Raw genomic sequence first — 17,124 nt, forward strand, 5'->3', positions numbered from 1 at the left:
AGGAGTCGCTTAAGAGGTCGCCCGGTCGGCTGGGCCTTCTGCACTACGGATGATCTGGGCGATTTCCGGGGCATGGGTGAAGACCAGCTGGTGGTCGGCGTCGAGCCAGGTGGTGGCGATGTGCGGGTGCTCGCGGACGAGCCGCTCGACGCCGGCGCGCCAGTTCTGGTTGAACCGGGGCGCGGGCCCTTCGCCGCTGTCGCCGGCCATCGAGGTCGACATGATCATGCTGATGGGCCGGTCGACCTTCCTGTACCGGTCGAGAATCTCGGACCGAATCACATCGAGCTCGAGGTTCAGGTCGAGAATCTCCTGGGCGGTGAGCAACACCTGACGCGCGGTGCCCCGCTCGGCCTGCTGCTGCGTCGCCATATCCTCCCACATGGCGCGGAACGCCGGCAGGACGGCATCGGTGATGAACGGTTCGGGCACCGGGTTCGCCCCGTCGATGAGAACAAGCTCGGCGACGGTGTCAGGATACTCGGAGGCATAGTGCACGGCCAGGTCAGCGCCCATCGAGTAGCCCACCAGCACGGGCGCTGCGGGCAGGCCGAGGTTGCCCAGCTCCGCCATCACTGCGACCAGATCGCTGAGGAAGGCTTCGAAGGAGTACCGGTCGGCGGCCGAGGCGAGGCCATGGCCCCGCAGGTCGAAGGTCACCACGTCGTGGTCGCGCCGCAGCAGCTCGGCCAGCTCACGCAGGTCGGCCTGGGTCGAGTTCAGCCCAGGGCACAGGACCAGTGGTCGTCCCTGTCCGTCGCGAGACACCGGGATCGTGACGCCGTCATGGTGGATCGTGAAGCGCTGCATCGTCTTGTCGCCCCTCTCAGCCCGCTCTCCATCGTCGTCGTGCTCGCCGTACGACTTGCGCGGTCCGACGACCTCGATTGCACTGGTTTCCGTGGTCATGCCACCATGCTGAGAGATTGACCCTGCGTCAGGGTCAAGCGCCGCAGCGATCTGATGTCCGCACACCCGCGGCCGCCGGCTTCCGGCTTCCGGGCCGCGACCTGCGCCGCCCACTGCGGCTGGCCATCACCGACGTGTTCATCAACTCCTGTCAGGACTCAGGACCTGTGCGACGGATCCGACCCGGGAGGTGGGTGACACTCCGGCTAGATGATCTGCCAACTCCGCCGGTGATCAGGGCGACGCCGCCCGCCACGCCGAGGCCGCCGGTGCACAACTGAGCGCCGACCTGGTCCTCGCACTCACACCGATAGAGCCGCACTCGCACGATGTGGTGCTGATCCGCCCCGACGGGCACATCGGTTGGCGTGACCATCCGGCACCCGACCAAAGACGACCTCCTGATGGCCGCGTTGGAGCACGCCCGCGCCCCCGACATGGACGCCGCCCCGGCCGGGCAGTCGATCGACGAACTCACCTCCTCCATCGCCGAACTCTTCAGCCGCCCCCGCTTCCGCACGTTGATGGCACGCGTCATCGGCGCCTCGGTCGACTACCCGAAACTGGTGACCGCCTACACCGAGCGCTACCTGCAGCCCCGGCTGAACGCCCTGGCGCAGATCGCGCAGCAGGCCATCGACGCCGGTCACCTCCCACCAGACACCGACCCGAGCGTCATCCAGGACATCCTGGCCAGCTCGATCGGATCCGTCCTGCTCCAGCATGCGGAAGACGTGACCGCAGCACAGCTCGAGCGCCGACTGCGGATCCTGTTGCACCACATCGGATACCAGCCTTGATCCCTTAGGTTTGATACTGCAACGGCGCTTATGTGATGGTGGCCACGTTTTCGGTAGTGGGCACGGCGGGCCAGGACCCAGTGGGCGCGGCCGGTGGCGCGTCAGGGACGGATCGCCACGCGCGCCCAGGCATAGCGGCCCTGGCCGTGCGCGCCATCACCGCAGGAGCGGCGCCGCCAGGCCTGCGCGGGCAGGGTGGCGACCGGTTCGTCGACCCGTTCATCACGCAAAGCCATGCTGGTGACGCTGCCGTTGCGCCGGGTGGCCAGTCGGCCACGCCTGTAAGTTTTACAGCCGTCACGAGACATCAATGACCAGTAAACAGATCTATCTACGCAAGTGCCGTTGCAGTACCAGCGGCCCATCACCTGGCCTCGACGACCGGGCGTCATGGAGCGTCCAGGGCGGGTGCTCGCCACATCACGACGATCGCGTCGATGAGGCCGTTGGCGGTGGCGTCCCAGGTGGGCCTGAAGGTGGGCGCGTGTTCGGCGAGGGCCCGTTCCCGCTCGACGCACATCTGTACAACGAGGTGCCGGGCCATGGTGACCCGTTCGTGGTGGATCTCGGCGGGGAGGCCGGGCAGGGACCGGGCCAGACCGTCCCGAAACAGCCGCAAAATCGGGGCGGCGGTCAGGGCTTCGTCCACCATGATGGCGCTGAAGGCGGGGTCGGCCATGACCTGCGCGGCGAAGCGGGCGTACCAGGTGGGGCTGCCCAGGGTCTCCAGGTGTTCGGTGAAGGGGCGGACCAGGCAGGAGACCCAGTCGCACAGGTCCGTGGAGTCGGCGATGTCGGCCATCATGCGTTCGCGGATGCGCTCGATCTGCTCGGCGTGCCTGCGGGCGATCGCGCGGATCAGGTCGGCCTTGGTGCCGAAGTGGTAGCTGACCGCGGCGTTGTTGCCATGCCCGGCGGTCTCGCTGATCTGGCGGTTGCCGACGGCGTGCACTCCACGTTCGGCGAACAGCCGCTCGGCCGCGGCCAGGAGCGCCTCCCTTGTCGCGCTGACCTGCTCGTCGCGTCTCATCTTGTTGATCATCGTCTTTCACCGCACCGGGACTTCGCGCAGCCCGCGACGGCCCAGTCCCACAGGTCATCGAGGGTCCTCAGCCGTGCCGGCGAGGTGTGACGGAAGGACAGCCTACGCAAAGGGCAGGCCTGTCAAACCGTCCTCACCGCTTGCCCTTCCGGCTTGACAGGTGTCCGTTCCGCATGAAAATTAAATCAATCAATTGATTTAATTCAGTTGTCTGCTCTCCATGGAGAAGAGCCTGTGACGGGCCTGTTCCGGGGTCGTGGTCATATCTCGACGAGACTTCTCGATAAGCGTTGAGCTGTAGATCAGCGGGGTTCGTCTCGGGTGGTCCAGCCGTGTTTGGTGATGAGTTTGGCCAGGGCGTGGCGGAGTTGGTTGATGCGCTCGGCTGCGTCGGGTCCGCGGATGCCGATGGTGATGGTGGAGTCGGTGGCGTGGTAGGTGGTCGCTCGTCCTTCGGCTGCGGTGCGGGCGGCGGCGTGGACGCGGCCGCGAAGGGCGACGAGTTTGCGGGGGTCGACGCGGTCGAGGCCGTCGATGGTGAGGCAGCACAGGAAGGGGCCGGGCTCAGTGAGTGGCCCTTCGGGGAGCCCGGTTTCGAGGGCTTTGCGGATCTTGGCTCTGTCGTCGCTGGTCATGGGGCGTCGTCCGAGCCAGTCGGGCCAGCCGTCGGGCCGGAGGGCACGATGTGGGTGGCGTGGCTTTGATCTGTTGGGTTCTGTTCGGCAGGGGTGGCTGGGGTGGTGTCGTCTGGGTTGATGGTCATCTCGCCCAAGCTTTGTTAGCGGTCAACGGTGAGGTGGCGCAGGGCGGCCTGCTTGTCGTCGTCGGTGGGCTGGCTGTAGATGCGCAGGGTGTCGAGGCGGGCGTGGCCGGCCAGTTCGGCGACGGTGACGAGGTCTTCGCCGCCGCGAATCAGCTGGGTGACGAAGGTGTGGCGGCCGACGTGGGCGGTGGTGGGGTCCTCCAGCCCGGCGGCCCGGGCGATGGCGATGAAGACGGCGGAGGCGGCGCGGGCCGACAGGCGGCCGCCGCGGCGGTTGAGGTGTGACTTGGATTTCGTGTAGTCGGCGACCGGCAGGTGGAAGTCCTGGCAGAACACCGGCGTACTGACCTTCACCTCCTCGTCCTTCGCGGCACTCATCGCCGGGTTTGAGCTGCCGGTGTCGATGGCCACCAGCAGCTGGGCGAGTTCCGCCCAGTTGGGGTTGTAAAATCCGGCGAAGGCCGTGTCCACCAGTTCGTAGGCGCCCACGGGTACGTCCCGGAGACCCGGCTCGTGAAGCTCCCCGCGGTCGGCCCGCTCAAGAAGCCCCTTCCAGAACGTGCACGCCGGAGAGCGCGTCAATGGTGGTGGAACCCGGTCCGCCAAGTGCGGTGGACCGGGTGCCAGCCGAGGGCGAGGGCTTCGGCGTTGCGGGCGCCGCGTTCCCAGCCCTGCCGGCCATCGCCCGGTGCGGGGGCGTGCTCGCCCAGCGCCGCAGCCAGTTCCGGCACCCAGGCGCACGCCGGGGCCGGCTCGTCATCGACGATGTTGACGGTCCCGCTGGGCCAGGCCAGCGCGAGCACGGCGGCCTGGGCGGCGTCCTCGACATGGACGAAGGAGCTGACCGCGTCGTCGGCGGCGAGCTGACCGGCCCGCAGCCGGGACGCCATGAGCCCGCCGGGGGCGAACCAGGTTCCGGGACCGTACAGCGTCCCGTACCGGAGCACGACGTGCTCGGGTAGTTCGGCCACGGCCGACTCCAGCGCGCTCACTCCCGCGATGGTGGTGGCGCGCGGTTGTTCGGCGGCCTGGTCCAGCGCGGTGGATTCGTCGGCGGGATCTTCGCCCGGCTCGTAGGCCCAGGCGATGGACTGGGCGATGATCCGCGCGACGCCGACGTCGCGGGCGGCGTCGACGAGGTTGCGGGTGCCCTCGCGCCTGATGCGGGCATTGTCGGCGGAGCTGCCGCCGCCGAGCGCGGTCAGCTGGTGGATGACGGCGTCGGGTGCCGAGTCCCTGACCGCCGCGAAGACGGCGGGACGGTGGAAGATGTCGAGCGTGACCGCGGTGGCGCCGAGGTCGATGAGCCGCGTCGCGCCCTGTGCCGTTGTGGAGGTGCCGGTGACCTGGTGACCGGCCCGCAGAAGGAGCGGGAGGAGATTGCGGCCGATGACGCCGGTCGCGCCGGCCAGGAAGACGCGCATCTCAGCGCTCCGCCGGTGCGCGACGGTCGCGGCGGGCGATGAGTTCGTGCTCATCGACGAGGGTGAGCATCGGTTCGCCGGGGGCGCCGATCATCACCACCACGAACCGGGTCCAGGAGCCAGGCAGGTTGTTGGCGGCCTGGTAGTGGATGACGTCACCGCCCGGTTCCCAGAACGCCTCTCCGGCGCGGATCACCCGGGCCGGTTCGCCCTCCAGCTCGAAGAGCATCTCTCCTTCGAGGAGGTATCCGAAGACGGGGCCTGAGTGGCGGTGCGGCGGGGTGCCCGGGTCGCCGGGCGGCAGCTCGATCGTCGCCGTCATCACCTCCGCGCCGTCGGGGATGAAGGGTGGTGTCCGGTGCAGCAGGGTCGTCACCAGCGTGGAGCTCATCGGTTTCTACCTCTCGTTCGGGAAGAGGGCGGCGGCCACGTGCCGGGTGTCGGCGTACTCGATGACGGAGGCGATGCGGCCGTGCCGGACGGTGAAGATGCCGAGGCAGCGGTTGTCGTAGGCGCCGCCGTAGACGGTGGTGGCCTTGGAGGTCCACTCGGCGACCACGCGGTCGCCCTCGGCGATCGTGCTGATCAGCTCGATCTCCATGGTGCCCGGGACCAGGATCGGCCCCATGCCGCCCAGGAAGTCGTTGACGATCGCATCGCGGCCCCGCCACACCTTCGAGACGGGCAGGTCGCTCGGATAATGCCAGGTCGCGTCCTCGGCGAAGCTGTCGAAGATGACGTCGGCGTCGCCGTCGCGGACGGCTTCGACGTAGCGGATGACGACGGCCCTGGGGTCGTTGTTCATGGTCATGCTCCTCAAGGTGGGTTTGTCGTCGTTCAGGAGAGGGTGAGCACGGCCTTGCCGCGGATGCGGCGCTCACGCAGGTCGGTCAGGACGGTCGCGGTGTCGGCCCAGTCGCCGACGCGGCCGATCTCGGGGTGCAGGCGGCCTTCGGCGGTCAGCCGGACGAGCGCCGCGAGGTCGTCGCCGAGGCGGGTGTCAGCGTCAAGGTAGTGGAAGTGGCGGATGACGCCGGACTCGGGGCCGTCGAAGAAGGCGAAGAAGTCGAGCGTTGCCGGGGTCCGGCTGGCCTGCCCGAACCAGATGAGGGTGCCGCGCTTGGCGAGCCGGGCGAGGGCGAGGGGAAGGGCTGCGCCGCCGGTCGACTCCAGCACGAGGTCGTAGGGTCCGCGCGCGTCGGCCACGGCATGGACGATCTCGGCCGCGCCGAGTTCGGTGAGCCGCGCCCCGCGTTCGGCGTCCCGGGTCACGGCGGTGATCTCGGCTCCGGACGCGGCGGCGAGCTCGGTCACGTAGTGCCCCACCCCTCCTGACGCGCCGGTCAGCAGCACCCGCCGCCCCAGCAGGGTCCCGGCCGTGCGCAGCAGCCGCAGCGCGGTAAGACCGGCCAGCGGCAACGCCGCGCCCCGCACCGCGCAGACGGTGTCCGGCAGCACCGCGAGCGCGTCGGTGGGCACCGCGGCGTACTCCGCCCAGCCGCCCGCCATGGGGTGGCCGACCACGCGGACGATGCCGGTCGGCCCGCTGCCGTCGGCGGCCGGCTGCACCACCAGCCCCGCGACGTCCTTGCCGGGCCGGTCACCGGCCGTGGGACTCTCCAGCTTGAATGTCTCGCCCCGGTTGATCGAGAACGCCTCGACCTTCACCAGCACCTCGTTCGCGTGTGGCGTCGGCTCGGGAACGTCGGCGAGCACGACCGGTTCGGCGGAGTCTCCGGTGGGGATGAGCGCTTTCATGGTTTCTGCCTCCTTGGTGGCGTCTGCGACTACTTCACCGGATCAGGTGGTGGCCGGGCCAACAACGCGACCGCTTGGCCGACAACGCCCGGTTGTCGCCTATGGTCGTGGGCATGGATCTTGACCTGGCTCTGGTGCGCGCGTTCGCCGTGACCGCTGAGACGCTGCACTTCGGGCGTGCCGCCGACCGACTGGGCACCAGCCAGCAGGCGCTGTCCAAGCGTGTCGCGCGGCTGGAGACGATGCTGGCGGCCCGGCTGTTCGAACGCGAGGGCGGCACCCGGCTGACGGAGGCGGGTGAGCGGTTCCTGCCGGCCGCGCACGAGGCGCTGGCGGCGGGCGAACGCGCGGTCGCGGCGGTGACGGGCGGCGGGCCGGTCGTTCGCATCGACACTTGGGGTCATCTGTACGCGCCGATGCGTACCATCGCTCAGGCGGTGCGGGCGCTCGACACGGTCCGGCTGGAGCCAGGCCCGGGACGCGACTGGCCCTCGGTCGCGGCGGCGCTGCTGCGCGGTGACACCGACCTGGGCTTCGGCCGGGTGCACTCGCTCGCGGGCGGCCTCGACGCGGGCCTCACCGCGCGGCTGGCGCGGCTGGAGCCGGTCGACGCGGTGGTCAGCGTGTCTCACCCGCTGGCCGACGCCGCCGAGCTGCGTCCGTCCGACCTGCGCGACAGCACCCTGTGGTGCCCGGCCGAGCTGACCCGCCTGGACTTCCTGCGCCGCTTCGCCGACGACTTCCAGATCACCCGCCGCCAGGACGGCCCCAACCTCGGCCTGGACCACCTCGTCCAGCACATCCGCGCCGACGCCTCGTGCTTCACGCTGTTCCCGGCCGACGCGCCGCTTCCCGACCGTACGGGCCTGCGCTCCATCCCGCTGGTGGAGCCGACCCCGTTGTACGCGTGGTCGCTGGCCTGGCGTACCGCGCACCGCCACCCGCTGCTGGACACTTTGCTGCGCGGCTTCGCCGAGACGGGCCGCACCCGCCGCTGGCTGGACTACACACCACAGCGGGACTGGCTGCCCGACACCGACCACGCCAAGCTCACGGTCCGCTAGACCGGCGGCCCCGCGGTCGCTACCGCCACAGATCGCCAGGTGTGAAGGTGCATATGCTGGACTGCACTTCGGCCGGGTCGCCGAGCGGCTGCACGTCTCCGTGGCCCGGATCAGCCAGTCGATCAAAAAGCAGGAACGCGTCTTCGCCCGTGTCGTCCGCGACCTGGGACCACTGCCGAGCTGAGCGTGCCCGCCTGCATCTCCCCGGCTGAGCTGATGCCCGTAGCCGTCCACCGGGGCACGCGTGAATCACGCCAGCGCTGCCCGCCGTCCGAAGCGGATCGCAAGACGTACATTTCGGAGATCCCCTACCGTCGGACCTGCTGACCACAGGACGGGCAGCACGCTCTCAGGAGGCGGCCCGGAGGCTGAAGGCCACCCTCGTGAGCGGTACGGCCCCGGACCCCGGGGATCAGGCGAAGGGGTTAGACCGTTGGATTTGACGATCTGCGAGTTTCTCGGGCATGTCTGCGATGACGACGCTCTGTCGCTCGACTGGCACGAGGAAACGCAGGTGGCGGCGCATGCGCACCTGCTGAACCGGTGGCTGGACGAGGACTCGGACGAAGACCCCGCCTATGCGGCGCGCCTTTCGGTGGATGTGCGGGACTTCGATGGCCCGCTGCTCGCCGGTTCCCTGCTGGAGTGCGGGATCTTCCCGGCCCTGTCGCCGAGCGGACCGATGCGGGAGCCGTTCGCCTGCGAGCCGGTCGACGTCCAGGACGCGGTCGAGACCGTCCGCCAGGCCGTGTTCCGGACGGCGCCGTCGCGGCGCCTCGGTCTGCTCTCCGCCGCGTTCGGCAGGGCCGTTCTCGAGTGGGCGGATGAGGCGGTCCTGGTGGCGGTCACCGACCTCGCCACCGGACCCGAGGCCCGTGAGGAGACGCATGTCGTCTTCTCCTTCTGCTCCAGGCTGATCCGTATCAGCGTCGGTCGCGGCAGCGGTCGTCGGGACGACCACGACCCGGCCTGTTCGTTCGCCGGACATTGGTGCGAGACCTGTCCGTCGCTGCCGGAGGCCGGACTGGCGCTCGCTGAGGTACGGCTGCGTGCCGTCTGCGCCGGAACGATCCTGCGAGCCCCGCTGGGCCTGGCCGGGTATGGCGCGTTCCGGGTGGATCTGGCCGAGCACGGGTTGCCGCCCGCTCCCGAGCTTGCCGCCGTCCGCCGCTGGTGGAGCGACACCGTATGGTCCCGGCGCTATGAGGAGGAGTATCTGGAGGACGAATACCCCGTGCCCGATGATCCTCAGGCTCAGGAGCATGACCTCGACGATCTCGCCGTACTGGAGGAGCGGGATCCACTTGAGCTGGGCGATCCGGCGCAAGGCCTTGAGCGGGCGGGATGGGTCGCGGGGGAGGGAATGAGACCGCTGACGACGGCGGGGTTCCTCGCCGAGGCCGAGGTGTTCGATGCCGCCTGCCGGCGGGAAGCCGCCGATCACGAGGCGGGCGAGCTCGTGCCCTTTCTGCTGGAGGAATTCCTTCGCGAGCTCGTACGGCGGGTGGGCGGGCCGGAGCGCCGTCTGCTGGTGTGGGCGGACGCCGAGGAGGACGGCCGCTTCTGGCGGACGGACGAAGGCGGCCTCGAACGGTACGGCGAAGCGCGCCGGCTGCTGGCGGTGGGGCCGAGCCAGGCGCTGTACATGGTGTTCAAGGAGGAGAAGAACTGCTGAGCGTCGCATGCGGGTCGTAGCGCTGCTGGGCCGCGACGACCCCCGGGGGGGTGCGCCGCCACCGTCTCCGGGTTCGGTCAGCCGGCCTTGACCCGGAGCCGGACCGGGCGGTAGACGAAGGCGCCATCGCTCCACCGTACGGCCGCCAGGTCTTCCTGCGCGGACAGTCCCGGCAGGCGGGTCACCAGGGCACGGAACGCCTCCTGCAGCTCCATGCGAGCCAGGTTCGCGCCCAGGCAGTAGTGCGGGCCGTGGCCGAACGCCAGGTGCGGGGTGGGCGAGGCGCCGGCGAAGCGGTGGATGTCGAACCGCAGCGGGTCCTCGAACACCTCCGGATCGTGGTCGGCGGCGAAGAGGTTCGGCAGGACGACGCTGTCCGCGGGGACGGTGCCGACGGAGATCTCGACGTCGGCCGTGATCCGCCGCAGCATGCCGTTGCTGCCGGGAGCCTCGTGGCGCAGGGTCTCCTCCACGGCGGGCTCCAGCAGGTCGGGGCGGGAGGCGAGCTCGGCGTACTGGGCGGGGTGGCACAGCAGCCTGAACGTGCCTCGGATGATCATCGAAGCGGTGGTCTCGTGGCCGGCCAGGATCAGCGTGAACACCATGTTGACCGCCCAGCCCCGCCAGCAGACGCTGCATGCGGTCATTGAGTGGAGCTGGGATCTCCTCATCTCACAAGAGCGCACACTGGCCGCCCGGATATCGATATTTCCGGCGCGGACGGGTATCGCTGTGATCGAAGCGGTCTGCGCGGATGAGACGCGTCCCGCGGACGAGGTCGTCTACCTCCTGGACTCCCTGGTCGACAAATCCATCGTGGAGCGGGCCGGCGACGGCTACCGGATGCTGGAAACCATCCGGGCACACGCGGCGGGGAAGCTCCGACTCGCAGGAGAGACCGACACCGTCCTGCGTGGGCTCACCCGGTACTTCGCGGACCTGGCCGACGAACACGAGCCGCTGCTGCGCTCGGACAAGCAGGCGGAGTCGCTGCGGCTGTTCCAGGCCGAGTACGACAACCTGATGTACGCCCTGCAAACGGCCATCGACGGAGACGACGCCGAGACCGCGGCCCGGATGCTCGGACCGCTGTACTGGTACTGGGTCATGCTCCGCTACGACGCCCGGGCCGAGACCTACATCGCCAAGGTCACCGAGTTCGGCGACGCGCTGCCCGCGGACGCCCGCGCCGCGTTCACCGCGATCCACCTGGTGGGCGTCGAGGGCGGGCCGATCACTGACCACGAGCGGCTCCGCGCGCTCATCGGCGACTGCGCGCACGGGCGCGCTGCGCCGCTATCCGATGCTGCTGACGATAGTGCTGGTGATGGCGGCGATACTCGGGCTGGACGAGCTGCTCGATCAAGAGATCGCCCGGGTGCGCAGCGGCTCGGACCGCTGGGCGATCGCCTGCACCTTCATGATCGAAGCCATGCGCCATCGCGAACAGGGCGACCGGAAGATCTCCGCGACCGCGATGACAGGCCGACGACCTCGGACAGGATGGCTCGTCCTTGCCCACGTGATCGTCAGGCCGGGGCCCCGGTCGAGATTGCCGGCAACGGGATCATCAAGCTCGGAGGCCGGTATTGATCCTCCGGTTCACGGGCCGCTGAGGTGAAGTGGTCCGAGGTCCCTCACAATCTGGGCGATGGCGCGGATCAGCTCGTTTTCCGCCTTGGTGGACCACACCAGGGCGTACGGCAGCGGGCTCATGTCCCTGACGGGCACATAGGCGATATCCGGCCGGGTCCAGTAGCGGGTCATGTGAGCGGGGAAGAAGCTGACCGCCTCGTCGGCGCTGACCAGGGAGAGGACCTCTTCGGTGTTCCGCGTCATGGGGCCGCGTTCGATCTGGCGGCCCCGCGGGGTCTGGAACGGGGCGTAGCCATCGAACCAGTACTCCGGCATCGACGGGCCGTCCACGTGCCGGAAATCGGTGAGCATTTCCAGTGAGACGGAGGTGAACTGCGCGATCTTGTTGTCGGCGGACACGGCCAGGACTCGTGGCTCGCTCAGCGCGATCGGCCCCACCGTCAGATCGGGTTCTTCGACCGGCAGCCACGTGATCAAAATGTCGAGGTCACCGCGGCGCAGCCCGGCGAACGGATCGATGAAGGGGGCATGCCGGATCTGCAGCCTCCACTCGGGATGGAGGTTGCGGAAGGCGTCCCAGAAGGGGCGCAGGTCGTGGGTGTTGACCGGCATCGAGCCGACGCGCAGGACGGCGGTGATGCCTTGGGCGGCCAGTTTGGCCCGGTGCATGCTGTCCTGGAGGCCGGTGTACATCGGCCAGAGATCGTCGCGTAGCTGCCGGCCGAGCGGCGTGAGCCGTACCGTGCGGTTGGTCCGGTCGAACAGGGAGGCGCCGATCTGGCGTTCCTGCTGCTTGATCGCCTGAGTGATCCGGGCCGGGGTCACGCGCAGCCGTTCGGCGGTCCGGCCGAAGTGGAGCTCTTCGGCGAGCGTGAGGAAGATTTCGATGTCGCGCAGCTCCACAATCCCTCCTCTCACATTAACCGCTGGGTTAATGCCACCTTGCGATCTTTGTCGTTGTTCCGGTGCTCCGTCGAGCCGATCCTAGTTGTCGGACAAAGTCGGCTGATTCTGGAGTAACGAGATGACGGACAAGACAGCGCTGGTAACCGGGGCCTCCCGGGGGATCGGCCGAGCCATCGCGCGGCGGCTGGCCGCCGACGGCACACTGGTGGCGGTGCACTACGGCAGCAACGAGGCCGCGGCCCTGGAGACCGTACAGCTGATCGAGAAGGACGGCGGCCGGGGCTTCCCGGTGCGGGCCGAGCTGGGCGTGCCCGGGGACGTGGATGCCCTGTTCGCCGGGCTGGAGGCGGGCCTTTCGGCGTGGACCGGCCAGGTACGGCTGGACATCCTGGTCAACAACGCCGCCATCAACACTGGGGGGCCGATCGACGTAATCACCCCGGAGGCGTTCGACCGGCTCGTGGCGATCAACACCAAGGCGCCGCTGTTCATCACCCAGCGGGCGCTGCCATTGCTCAATGACGGTGGCCGGATCATCAACGTGACCACCGCGGCAACCAGGATCGCGATGCCGGAGGCCCCGTACGCGATGAGCAAGGCCCCGATCGAGGTACTCAGCCGCTCCCTGGCCCAGACCGTCGGCGCGCGCGGCATCACGGTCAACGCGGTGGCACCCGGACCGACCGTGACCGACATGAACCCGTGGATGCTCGGCAACCCCGAGATCCAGCAGATGGTCGGGACCGGCAATGCCATCCCCCGGGTCGGGCAGCCCGAGGATGTCGCCGACGTGGTCGCCTTCCTGGCCTCCGATGCCGGCCGGTGGGTGACCGGGCAGGTCATCGACGCCTCGGGCGGCTGCTTCCTCGGGCCCAAGATCTGAGCTGGCAGCACACCGTCGCTGGGCTGTCAGCGCAGCCCAGCAGGCTCTTCCCCTGTCCGTACCACCACTCAACCGTTCTGGAAGCACTCATATGAAGAAGACCGCGATCCTCGCGCTCGGCCTGGCCCTCGCCACGATCACCTCCCCGGCGCTGGCCGACACCGGCAACGCGAAGGTGGTCGCCGCGCTCGACACCGTGGCCAAGCCGCTCACCCGCGACCTGGACGCCTTCGGCGCCATGGTGGGCAACGCGCAGGTGGTCGGGGTGGGCGAGGCCACCCACAGCACCGCCGAGTTCTACACCCTCAACCAGCGGCTGTTTCGCTACCTGGTGACCGAGAAGGGTTTCACCACGTTCGCCCGCGAGCTGAGCTGGAGCACCGGCGTGCGGCTCAACGACTACGTCCTGCACGGCGAGGGCGACCCCCGCGCCATCTTCCGCGACGAGGTCAAGGGCCCCTACGACCTGTTCGACAACCAGGAATTCCTGAACCTGGTCCAGTGGATGCGCGCCTACAACACCACTCACCCGCGCAAGGTGCAGTTCATGGGCGCCGACCTGCTCTACCCCGGTGACCTCCTGTTCGACAAGGTTCTCGGCTACGTCAAGCAGCGTCAGCCCGACCTGCTGGACGAGTTCACCAAGCTGTACGACGGGTTGCGCCCCACCACGAAGAACGCGGGCGAGTACATGGGCATGGCGCTGGCCGTACCGCTGAAGACCCGGCAGGACAACGCCGAGCGCGCCACCCGGGCGCTCAAGCTGCTGCAGAAGCACGGCGCGGACCGGTGGGTGGTGCAGCACGCCCGCGCACTGTCGCAGACCTTCACCGACTTCGCCTTCGACCAGGCCACCGCCCAGGGACGCCGCCAGGCGGCCGTCTACCGCGACACCGTGCTGGCCGACAACATCGCCTGGTGGAACAGGACCACCGGCGACAAAATCCAGATGTCGGGGTTGAACGCGCACCTCAGCTACACCCCGATCGACACCACGTACGTTCCCGCCCCAATGGGTGGCGTGCTGCATAAGCGGCTCGGCGACCGCTTCGTCACCGTCGGCACCACCTTCGACCAGGGTGGCTACAACTTCACCATCGACAAGGGTGACTGCCCGGACGGCATCAAGCCCGCAGAGCGGCCCCTGACCTGCAAGGGCTCCGTCGAGGCCGCACCCGCCGACTACAACGAATACGTCCTGGACCAGGTCCGCTACCGTGACTACATCCTGGACACGCGTACGGCACCGCGCCCCGCGAAGCAGTGGCTGGCCCAGGCTCGCCCCACCCGGGTGATCGGCGGCGGCTTCTGGTCACCCGACCAGGCCTTCCATGCCTCGCTGGGGCGTTCGTTCGACGTGGTGATCCACTTCCACCAGGTCAAGGCCGCACACCTCCTGCCCTGAACAACCCCAGCACACGGGCTGCGCGCCCATTCAGCCGCTTAGGCAACTCTCCGCCGAGGGACGGATGCGGGTGGTGTGGATGAGGGAGGAGGCGGACGGCCTACCAGCGACGGGCCGGTCCTTGAGCAGTGACCGATCGGCCAGTGGCGACAGCGTGCGGTTCGCGAGCTGATCCGGCCTCGCGCTCGCGAGGCCGGATGAAACAGGTGATTGTGGAGCGGTTACCGGAACTCGGCGAAGATGCTGATCGGGTTGCCCCAGTCTCCGTTGATGCTCCAACAGCTACGGACTCGGTCTCGCCGCCGTCCATGCCGTCGCTCGGGCGCACCACGCCACCCTCGCCACCGGCGCACGCACCGGAGGCGGCCTGTCGGTCATGGTGCGGTCCGGCCGAGGAAGTCGAGCGTGCGGCGCATGAGCAGCGCGGCCGCGTGGGCGTCATAGGAGGGCAGGCCGGCGTCGGCGAACAGGTGGCGGTCACCCGGGTAGACGAACAGTTCGCCGTGCTCGGCCGAGGCGACCAGGGTGCGGGCCGCGTCAATGTCGCCTTCGCCGGCGAAGAAGGGGTCGGCGTCCATACCGTGGATCTGCACGGGCAGCTGCTCCGGCCACTCGGAGGTGGGGAGGCATGCCTCGAAGAGCAGTGCCCCGCGGGCCCCCGGCCGGGTCTGCGCCAGCGTCTGGGCCGGCATGACGCCGAGCGACCAGCCGACGTACACCAACTCGTTCGACAGGGTGTCGGCAGTGCGGACACCCTGCTGGAGAAGGGTGTCGAAGCCGATCTTCTCGGCGTGGGCCTGGCCGTCGTCCAGGCCGGCGAAGGTGTGCCCGGCGAAGAGGTCCGGTGTGTGCACGGTGTGCCCGGCCTGGCGTAGCTCGGCGGCGAAGCCGAGGAACCCGGTCGTCTGCCCCTGAATGTGGTGAAACAGCAAGATCTCCGCCATGTGGCCGCCTCTTATGAACCAGATATCTCGAACGGTTGAAGATGATAGATTAATCTGGATATGTCAACCAATGTTCCCGACTACGAGCTCGCCGACACGATCGTGCTCACCGCTGCAGAGCAGGTCCGGGCCATCGGCGATCCGCTGCGGACCACGATCCTCGGCCTCCTGCACGAGCGGGCCGCGACCGTGACCGAGCTGGCCACCGCGGTCAAACGGCCCAAGAGCACGGTCGCGCACCACGTCAACGTCCTGACCGAGGCTGGGCTGCTGTACGTGGTACGGACCCGGCGCGTACGGGCGATCGACGAGCGCTACTACGGCCGTACGGCCCGGATGTTCTACGTCGGCGTCGGCCAAGCTCCGGGCGGCGGCCCGCTGCCGCTGGACTTCAACGACTTCGAGGTCGCGGCCAAGGAATCCGCCGCGGCCTATCAGGCTCACCAGCTGTACGCGTTCATCCGGCATGCCCGCATCTCGCCGGACCGGGCCACCGAGTTCTGGCACCGGATCAAGGACCTCGTGCAGGAGTTCGACCTGATGCCCCGCTCCGGTGAGACGACCTACGGATTCGCCGTCGGCCTGTATCCCATGACGGACTATCCGACCCTGCCGGCCGGGGAGGAATGACAGCATGCTCACCACGCGCGAGCTCAACCGGTCCACCCTGGCCCGCCAGCTGCTGCTGGGGCGGGAGGCCCTCGATGCCGCCGAGACGGTGCGCCGGGTGGTCGCCCTGCAGGCGCAACATGCGGCTTCGCCGTACCTGGCCCTGTGGAATCGGATCACCGCGTTCGATCCGGCCGACCTGGACGCGGCCTTCGCGGACCGCAAGATCGTCAAGGCCACGCTCCTGCGGATCACGCTGCACGCCGTTCACGCCGACGACCACCCCCACATCCATGAGGCGATGCAGCCCTCGCTGCGCGGCCCCCGGCTCGGCGACCCGCGCTTCACCCGCAGCGGCCTCACCCCGGCCGACGCTGACGCCCTGGTCGGTGACCTGCTGGCCTTCGCGGATCAGCCCCGGTCCGCGGAGGAGATCCAGTCATGGATCGAAGAGCGGCTCGGTGTTCCACCGAAGGGCGTGTGGTGGGCGCTGCGGAGCTACGCGCCGCTCCTGCACGCGGTCACGGGAGCGCCGTGGTCGTTCGGCGCCCGCCCGGCCTACATCGCCGCCGGAATCCCGCCGACGCTCGGAGCCGAAGCCGACCCGGCCCTGCAGAGGCTGATCCTGCGTTACCTGGAGGGGTTCGGCCCGGCAACGGCTGCCGACGTGGCGCAGTTCGCGCTGGTGACCCGCAAGCGCGCCCGCGGCGCGATAGACGCCCTCGCAGGCACACTCCAGCGGCTGACCGGGCCGGACGGCTCGGAGTTGTTCGACCTGCCGGGTGCGCCTCGCCCGGCGGGGGACACGCCCGCCCCGGTAAGGCTGCTGCCCATGTGGGACAACGTCCTGCTCGCCCACGCCGACCGTAGCCGGGTCATCCCGCCGCAGTATCGCAAGCTCGTCACCCGAACCAACGGCGATGTCCTGCCGACGCTCCTGGTCGACGGCTATGTCGCCGGCGTCTGGCGGCCGACCGGGGATGGGATCGAGGCCACCGCGTTCCATCCGTTGCCCGGCCAGGTGTGGGACGAACTGGCCGGCGAGGCGCAGGCGCTGGCGGCGCTGCTGGCCGACCGCGAGCCGGGGGTTTACCGTCGCTATGACCGCTGGTGGTCCGACCTACCCGGTGCGGAGCTCCGGATCGTCCGGTAGATGGATCATGGCTTGGCGGGAGGCGGCGCGGCAGGTGTCGACCAGTAGCAGAGCGTTCGCGAGCAGGAAGAGCGGGATGGCGAAGGTCTCCACGCTCAGCCGGTACGCGCTGTTGGCCGGGCTCATCGAAGCACCGATTGGCGGCCACTCCGCGTCTTGCCTCGCTATCGCCACTGGCCGAATGGTTACTGCT

General features: G+C 69.1%; 21 protein-coding genes. 8 read left to right on the plus strand and 13 right to left on the minus strand.

Annotated features, from left to right (window positions below):
* Positions 1–9: 9 nt before the first annotated feature.
* A complete protein-coding gene (locus tag OHA77_RS40545; protein WP_406314802.1) occupies positions 10–909 on the minus strand; it encodes an alpha/beta fold hydrolase in 900 nt (299 codons plus the stop codon).
* 368 nt (positions 910–1,277) lie between these two features.
* Here OHA77_RS40545 and OHA77_RS40550 point away from each other — a divergent pair, with 368 nt between their 5' ends.
* Entirely contained in the window at positions 1,278–1,709 is a 432-nt protein-coding gene (locus OHA77_RS40550) for a TetR-like C-terminal domain-containing protein (RefSeq protein ID WP_406314804.1), read from the plus strand.
* Between the two features lie 101 nt (positions 1,710–1,810).
* Here the strand turns inward: OHA77_RS40550 and OHA77_RS40555 are convergent, their stop codons facing one another.
* From OHA77_RS40555 to OHA77_RS40590, 8 genes are all read right to left on the minus strand, one after another.
* Positions 1,811–1,945, minus strand: coding sequence for a hypothetical protein (locus tag OHA77_RS40555; protein WP_406314807.1), 135 nt, complete (start codon positions 1,943–1,945; stop codon positions 1,811–1,813).
* Between the two features lie 152 nt (positions 1,946–2,097).
* Entirely contained in the window at positions 2,098–2,739 is a 642-nt protein-coding gene (locus OHA77_RS40560; RefSeq protein WP_406314810.1) for a TetR/AcrR family transcriptional regulator, read from the minus strand.
* A gap of 314 nt (positions 2,740–3,053) precedes the next feature.
* Positions 3,054–3,386 carry a hypothetical protein gene (locus OHA77_RS40565; RefSeq protein ID WP_406314812.1) on the minus strand — a complete coding sequence of 111 codons (333 nt, stop codon included), beginning with the start codon at positions 3,384–3,386 and terminating at the stop codon, positions 3,054–3,056.
* 143 nt (positions 3,387–3,529) lie between these two features.
* The gene (locus OHA77_RS40570) at positions 3,530–4,003 is read right to left on the minus strand and encodes a tyrosine-type recombinase/integrase (protein WP_406314815.1); all 474 of its coding nucleotides are present in this window, start codon (positions 4,001–4,003) and stop codon (positions 3,530–3,532) included.
* An 89-nt stretch (positions 4,004–4,092) separates the two neighbouring features.
* On the minus strand, positions 4,093–4,992 hold the full coding sequence (locus OHA77_RS40575; RefSeq protein WP_406314818.1) for an NAD-dependent epimerase/dehydratase family protein: 900 nt from the start codon (positions 4,990–4,992) through the stop codon (positions 4,093–4,095).
* Complete coding sequence (locus OHA77_RS40580) at positions 4,940–5,329, minus strand: cupin domain-containing protein (RefSeq protein ID WP_406314821.1); 390 nt, start codon at positions 5,327–5,329, stop codon at positions 4,940–4,942. Before OHA77_RS40580 ends, OHA77_RS40575 begins: the two co-directional genes overlap by 53 nt.
* A gap of 6 nt (positions 5,330–5,335) precedes the next feature.
* Positions 5,336–5,743, minus strand: a complete 408-nt coding sequence (locus tag OHA77_RS40585; RefSeq protein ID WP_406314823.1) for a nuclear transport factor 2 family protein — start codon at positions 5,741–5,743, stop codon at positions 5,336–5,338.
* 32 nt (positions 5,744–5,775) lie between these two features.
* Positions 5,776–6,696: a zinc-binding dehydrogenase gene (locus tag OHA77_RS40590; RefSeq protein WP_406314826.1), complete on the minus strand. Its 921-nt coding sequence runs from the start codon at positions 6,694–6,696 to the stop codon at positions 5,776–5,778.
* A 113-nt stretch (positions 6,697–6,809) separates the two neighbouring features.
* Between OHA77_RS40590 and OHA77_RS40595 the strand changes: the two genes are divergently transcribed.
* Together OHA77_RS40595 and OHA77_RS40600 are read left to right on the plus strand one after the other, a co-directional pair.
* The gene (locus tag OHA77_RS40595) at positions 6,810–7,760 is read left to right on the plus strand and encodes a LysR family transcriptional regulator (RefSeq protein ID WP_406314829.1); all 951 of its coding nucleotides are present in this window, start codon (positions 6,810–6,812) and stop codon (positions 7,758–7,760) included.
* Between the two features lie 433 nt (positions 7,761–8,193).
* Positions 8,194–9,435, plus strand: a complete 1,242-nt coding sequence (locus OHA77_RS40600; RefSeq protein WP_406314831.1) for a hypothetical protein — start codon at positions 8,194–8,196, stop codon at positions 9,433–9,435.
* A gap of 77 nt (positions 9,436–9,512) precedes the next feature.
* Here OHA77_RS40600 and OHA77_RS40605 read toward each other — a convergent pair whose 3' ends face one another.
* Positions 9,513–9,995 carry a cytochrome P450 gene (locus tag OHA77_RS40605; RefSeq protein WP_406314834.1) on the minus strand — a complete coding sequence of 161 codons (483 nt, stop codon included), beginning with the start codon at positions 9,993–9,995 and terminating at the stop codon, positions 9,513–9,515.
* Here OHA77_RS40605 and OHA77_RS40610 point away from each other — a divergent pair.
* On the plus strand, positions 9,988–11,028 hold the full coding sequence (locus OHA77_RS40610; protein ID WP_406314837.1) for a hypothetical protein: 1,041 nt from the start codon (positions 9,988–9,990) through the stop codon (positions 11,026–11,028). The genes OHA77_RS40605 and OHA77_RS40610 overlap by 8 nt on opposite strands.
* A gap of 9 nt (positions 11,029–11,037) precedes the next feature.
* Here OHA77_RS40610 and OHA77_RS40615 read toward each other — a convergent pair whose 3' ends face one another.
* A complete protein-coding gene (locus OHA77_RS40615; protein ID WP_406314840.1) occupies positions 11,038–11,934 on the minus strand; it encodes a LysR family transcriptional regulator in 897 nt (298 codons plus the stop codon).
* A 121-nt stretch (positions 11,935–12,055) separates the two neighbouring features.
* Here OHA77_RS40615 and OHA77_RS40620 point away from each other — a divergent pair, with 121 nt between their 5' ends.
* Both OHA77_RS40620 and OHA77_RS40625 read left to right on the plus strand, forming a co-directional pair.
* Positions 12,056–12,820 (plus strand): SDR family oxidoreductase, encoded by a 765-nt coding sequence (locus OHA77_RS40620; protein ID WP_406314842.1) that lies wholly within the window; start codon positions 12,056–12,058, stop codon positions 12,818–12,820.
* Between the two features lie 91 nt (positions 12,821–12,911).
* A complete protein-coding gene (locus OHA77_RS40625) occupies positions 12,912–14,225 on the plus strand; it encodes an erythromycin esterase family protein (protein WP_406314845.1) in 1,314 nt (437 codons plus the stop codon).
* A 374-nt stretch (positions 14,226–14,599) separates the two neighbouring features.
* Here OHA77_RS40625 and OHA77_RS40630 read toward each other — a convergent pair whose 3' ends face one another.
* A complete protein-coding gene (locus tag OHA77_RS40630; RefSeq protein WP_406314848.1) occupies positions 14,600–15,169 on the minus strand; it encodes a dienelactone hydrolase family protein in 570 nt (189 codons plus the stop codon).
* Between the two features lie 60 nt (positions 15,170–15,229).
* Here OHA77_RS40630 and OHA77_RS40635 point away from each other — a divergent pair, with 60 nt between their 5' ends.
* Together OHA77_RS40635 and OHA77_RS40640 are read left to right on the plus strand one after the other, a co-directional pair.
* The gene (locus tag OHA77_RS40635) at positions 15,230–15,799 is read left to right on the plus strand and encodes an ArsR/SmtB family transcription factor (RefSeq protein ID WP_406314850.1); all 570 of its coding nucleotides are present in this window, start codon (positions 15,230–15,232) and stop codon (positions 15,797–15,799) included.
* 4 nt (positions 15,800–15,803) lie between these two features.
* Positions 15,804–16,931 (plus strand): winged helix DNA-binding domain-containing protein, encoded by a 1,128-nt coding sequence (locus OHA77_RS40640; protein WP_406314853.1) that lies wholly within the window; start codon positions 15,804–15,806, stop codon positions 16,929–16,931.
* On the opposite strand, the gene OHA77_RS40645 is transcribed toward OHA77_RS40640, so the two are convergent.
* The gene (locus tag OHA77_RS40645; protein ID WP_406319981.1) at positions 16,899–17,057 is read right to left on the minus strand and encodes a hypothetical protein; all 159 of its coding nucleotides are present in this window, start codon (positions 17,055–17,057) and stop codon (positions 16,899–16,901) included. The genes OHA77_RS40640 and OHA77_RS40645 overlap by 33 nt on opposite strands.
* Between the last annotated feature and the right edge of the window lie 67 nt (positions 17,058–17,124).

It is taken from the genome of Streptosporangium sp. NBC_01639 (genome assembly GCF_045209755.1).
In the GTDB taxonomy this organism is placed as follows: Bacteria; Actinomycetota; Actinomycetes; order Streptosporangiales; family Streptosporangiaceae; genus Streptosporangium.

Bases quoted from the DNA above. Each gene is read 5' to 3' on its own strand.
- OHA77_RS40580 (WP_406314821.1), bottom strand. From the start codon at position 5,329: ATGAGCTCCACGCTGGTGACGACCCTGCTGCACCGGACACCACCCTTC.
- OHA77_RS40545 (WP_406314802.1), bottom strand. From the start codon at position 909: ATGACCACGGAAACCAGTGCAATCGAGGTCGTCGGACCGCGCAAGTCG.
- OHA77_RS40590 (WP_406314826.1), bottom strand. From the start codon at position 6,696: ATGAAAGCGCTCATCCCCACCGGAGACTCCGCCGAACCGGTCGTGCTC.
- OHA77_RS40620 (WP_406314842.1), top strand. From the start codon at position 12,056: ATGACGGACAAGACAGCGCTGGTAACCGGGGCCTCCCGGGGGATCGGC.
- OHA77_RS40575 (WP_406314818.1), bottom strand. From the start codon at position 4,992: ATGAGCACGAACTCATCGCCCGCCGCGACCGTCGCGCACCGGCGGAGC.
- OHA77_RS40645 (WP_406319981.1), bottom strand. From the start codon at position 17,057: ATGAGCCCGGCCAACAGCGCGTACCGGCTGAGCGTGGAGACCTTCGCC.
- OHA77_RS40595 (WP_406314829.1), top strand. From the start codon at position 6,810: ATGGATCTTGACCTGGCTCTGGTGCGCGCGTTCGCCGTGACCGCTGAG.
- OHA77_RS40565 (WP_406314812.1), bottom strand. From the start codon at position 3,386: ATGACCAGCGACGACAGAGCCAAGATCCGCAAAGCCCTCGAAACCGGG.
- OHA77_RS40630 (WP_406314848.1), bottom strand. From the start codon at position 15,169: ATGGCGGAGATCTTGCTGTTTCACCACATTCAGGGGCAGACGACCGGG.
- OHA77_RS40605 (WP_406314834.1), bottom strand. From the start codon at position 9,995: ATGATCATCCGAGGCACGTTCAGGCTGCTGTGCCACCCCGCCCAGTAC.
- OHA77_RS40610 (WP_406314837.1), top strand. From the start codon at position 9,988: ATGATCATCGAAGCGGTGGTCTCGTGGCCGGCCAGGATCAGCGTGAAC.
- OHA77_RS40560 (WP_406314810.1), bottom strand. From the start codon at position 2,739: ATGAGACGCGACGAGCAGGTCAGCGCGACAAGGGAGGCGCTCCTGGCC.
- OHA77_RS40585 (WP_406314823.1), bottom strand. From the start codon at position 5,743: ATGAACAACGACCCCAGGGCCGTCGTCATCCGCTACGTCGAAGCCGTC.
- OHA77_RS40625 (WP_406314845.1), top strand. From the start codon at position 12,912: ATGAAGAAGACCGCGATCCTCGCGCTCGGCCTGGCCCTCGCCACGATC.
- OHA77_RS40635 (WP_406314850.1), top strand. From the start codon at position 15,230: ATGTCAACCAATGTTCCCGACTACGAGCTCGCCGACACGATCGTGCTC.
- OHA77_RS40640 (WP_406314853.1), top strand. From the start codon at position 15,804: ATGCTCACCACGCGCGAGCTCAACCGGTCCACCCTGGCCCGCCAGCTG.
- OHA77_RS40555 (WP_406314807.1), bottom strand. From the start codon at position 1,945: ATGGCTTTGCGTGATGAACGGGTCGACGAACCGGTCGCCACCCTGCCC.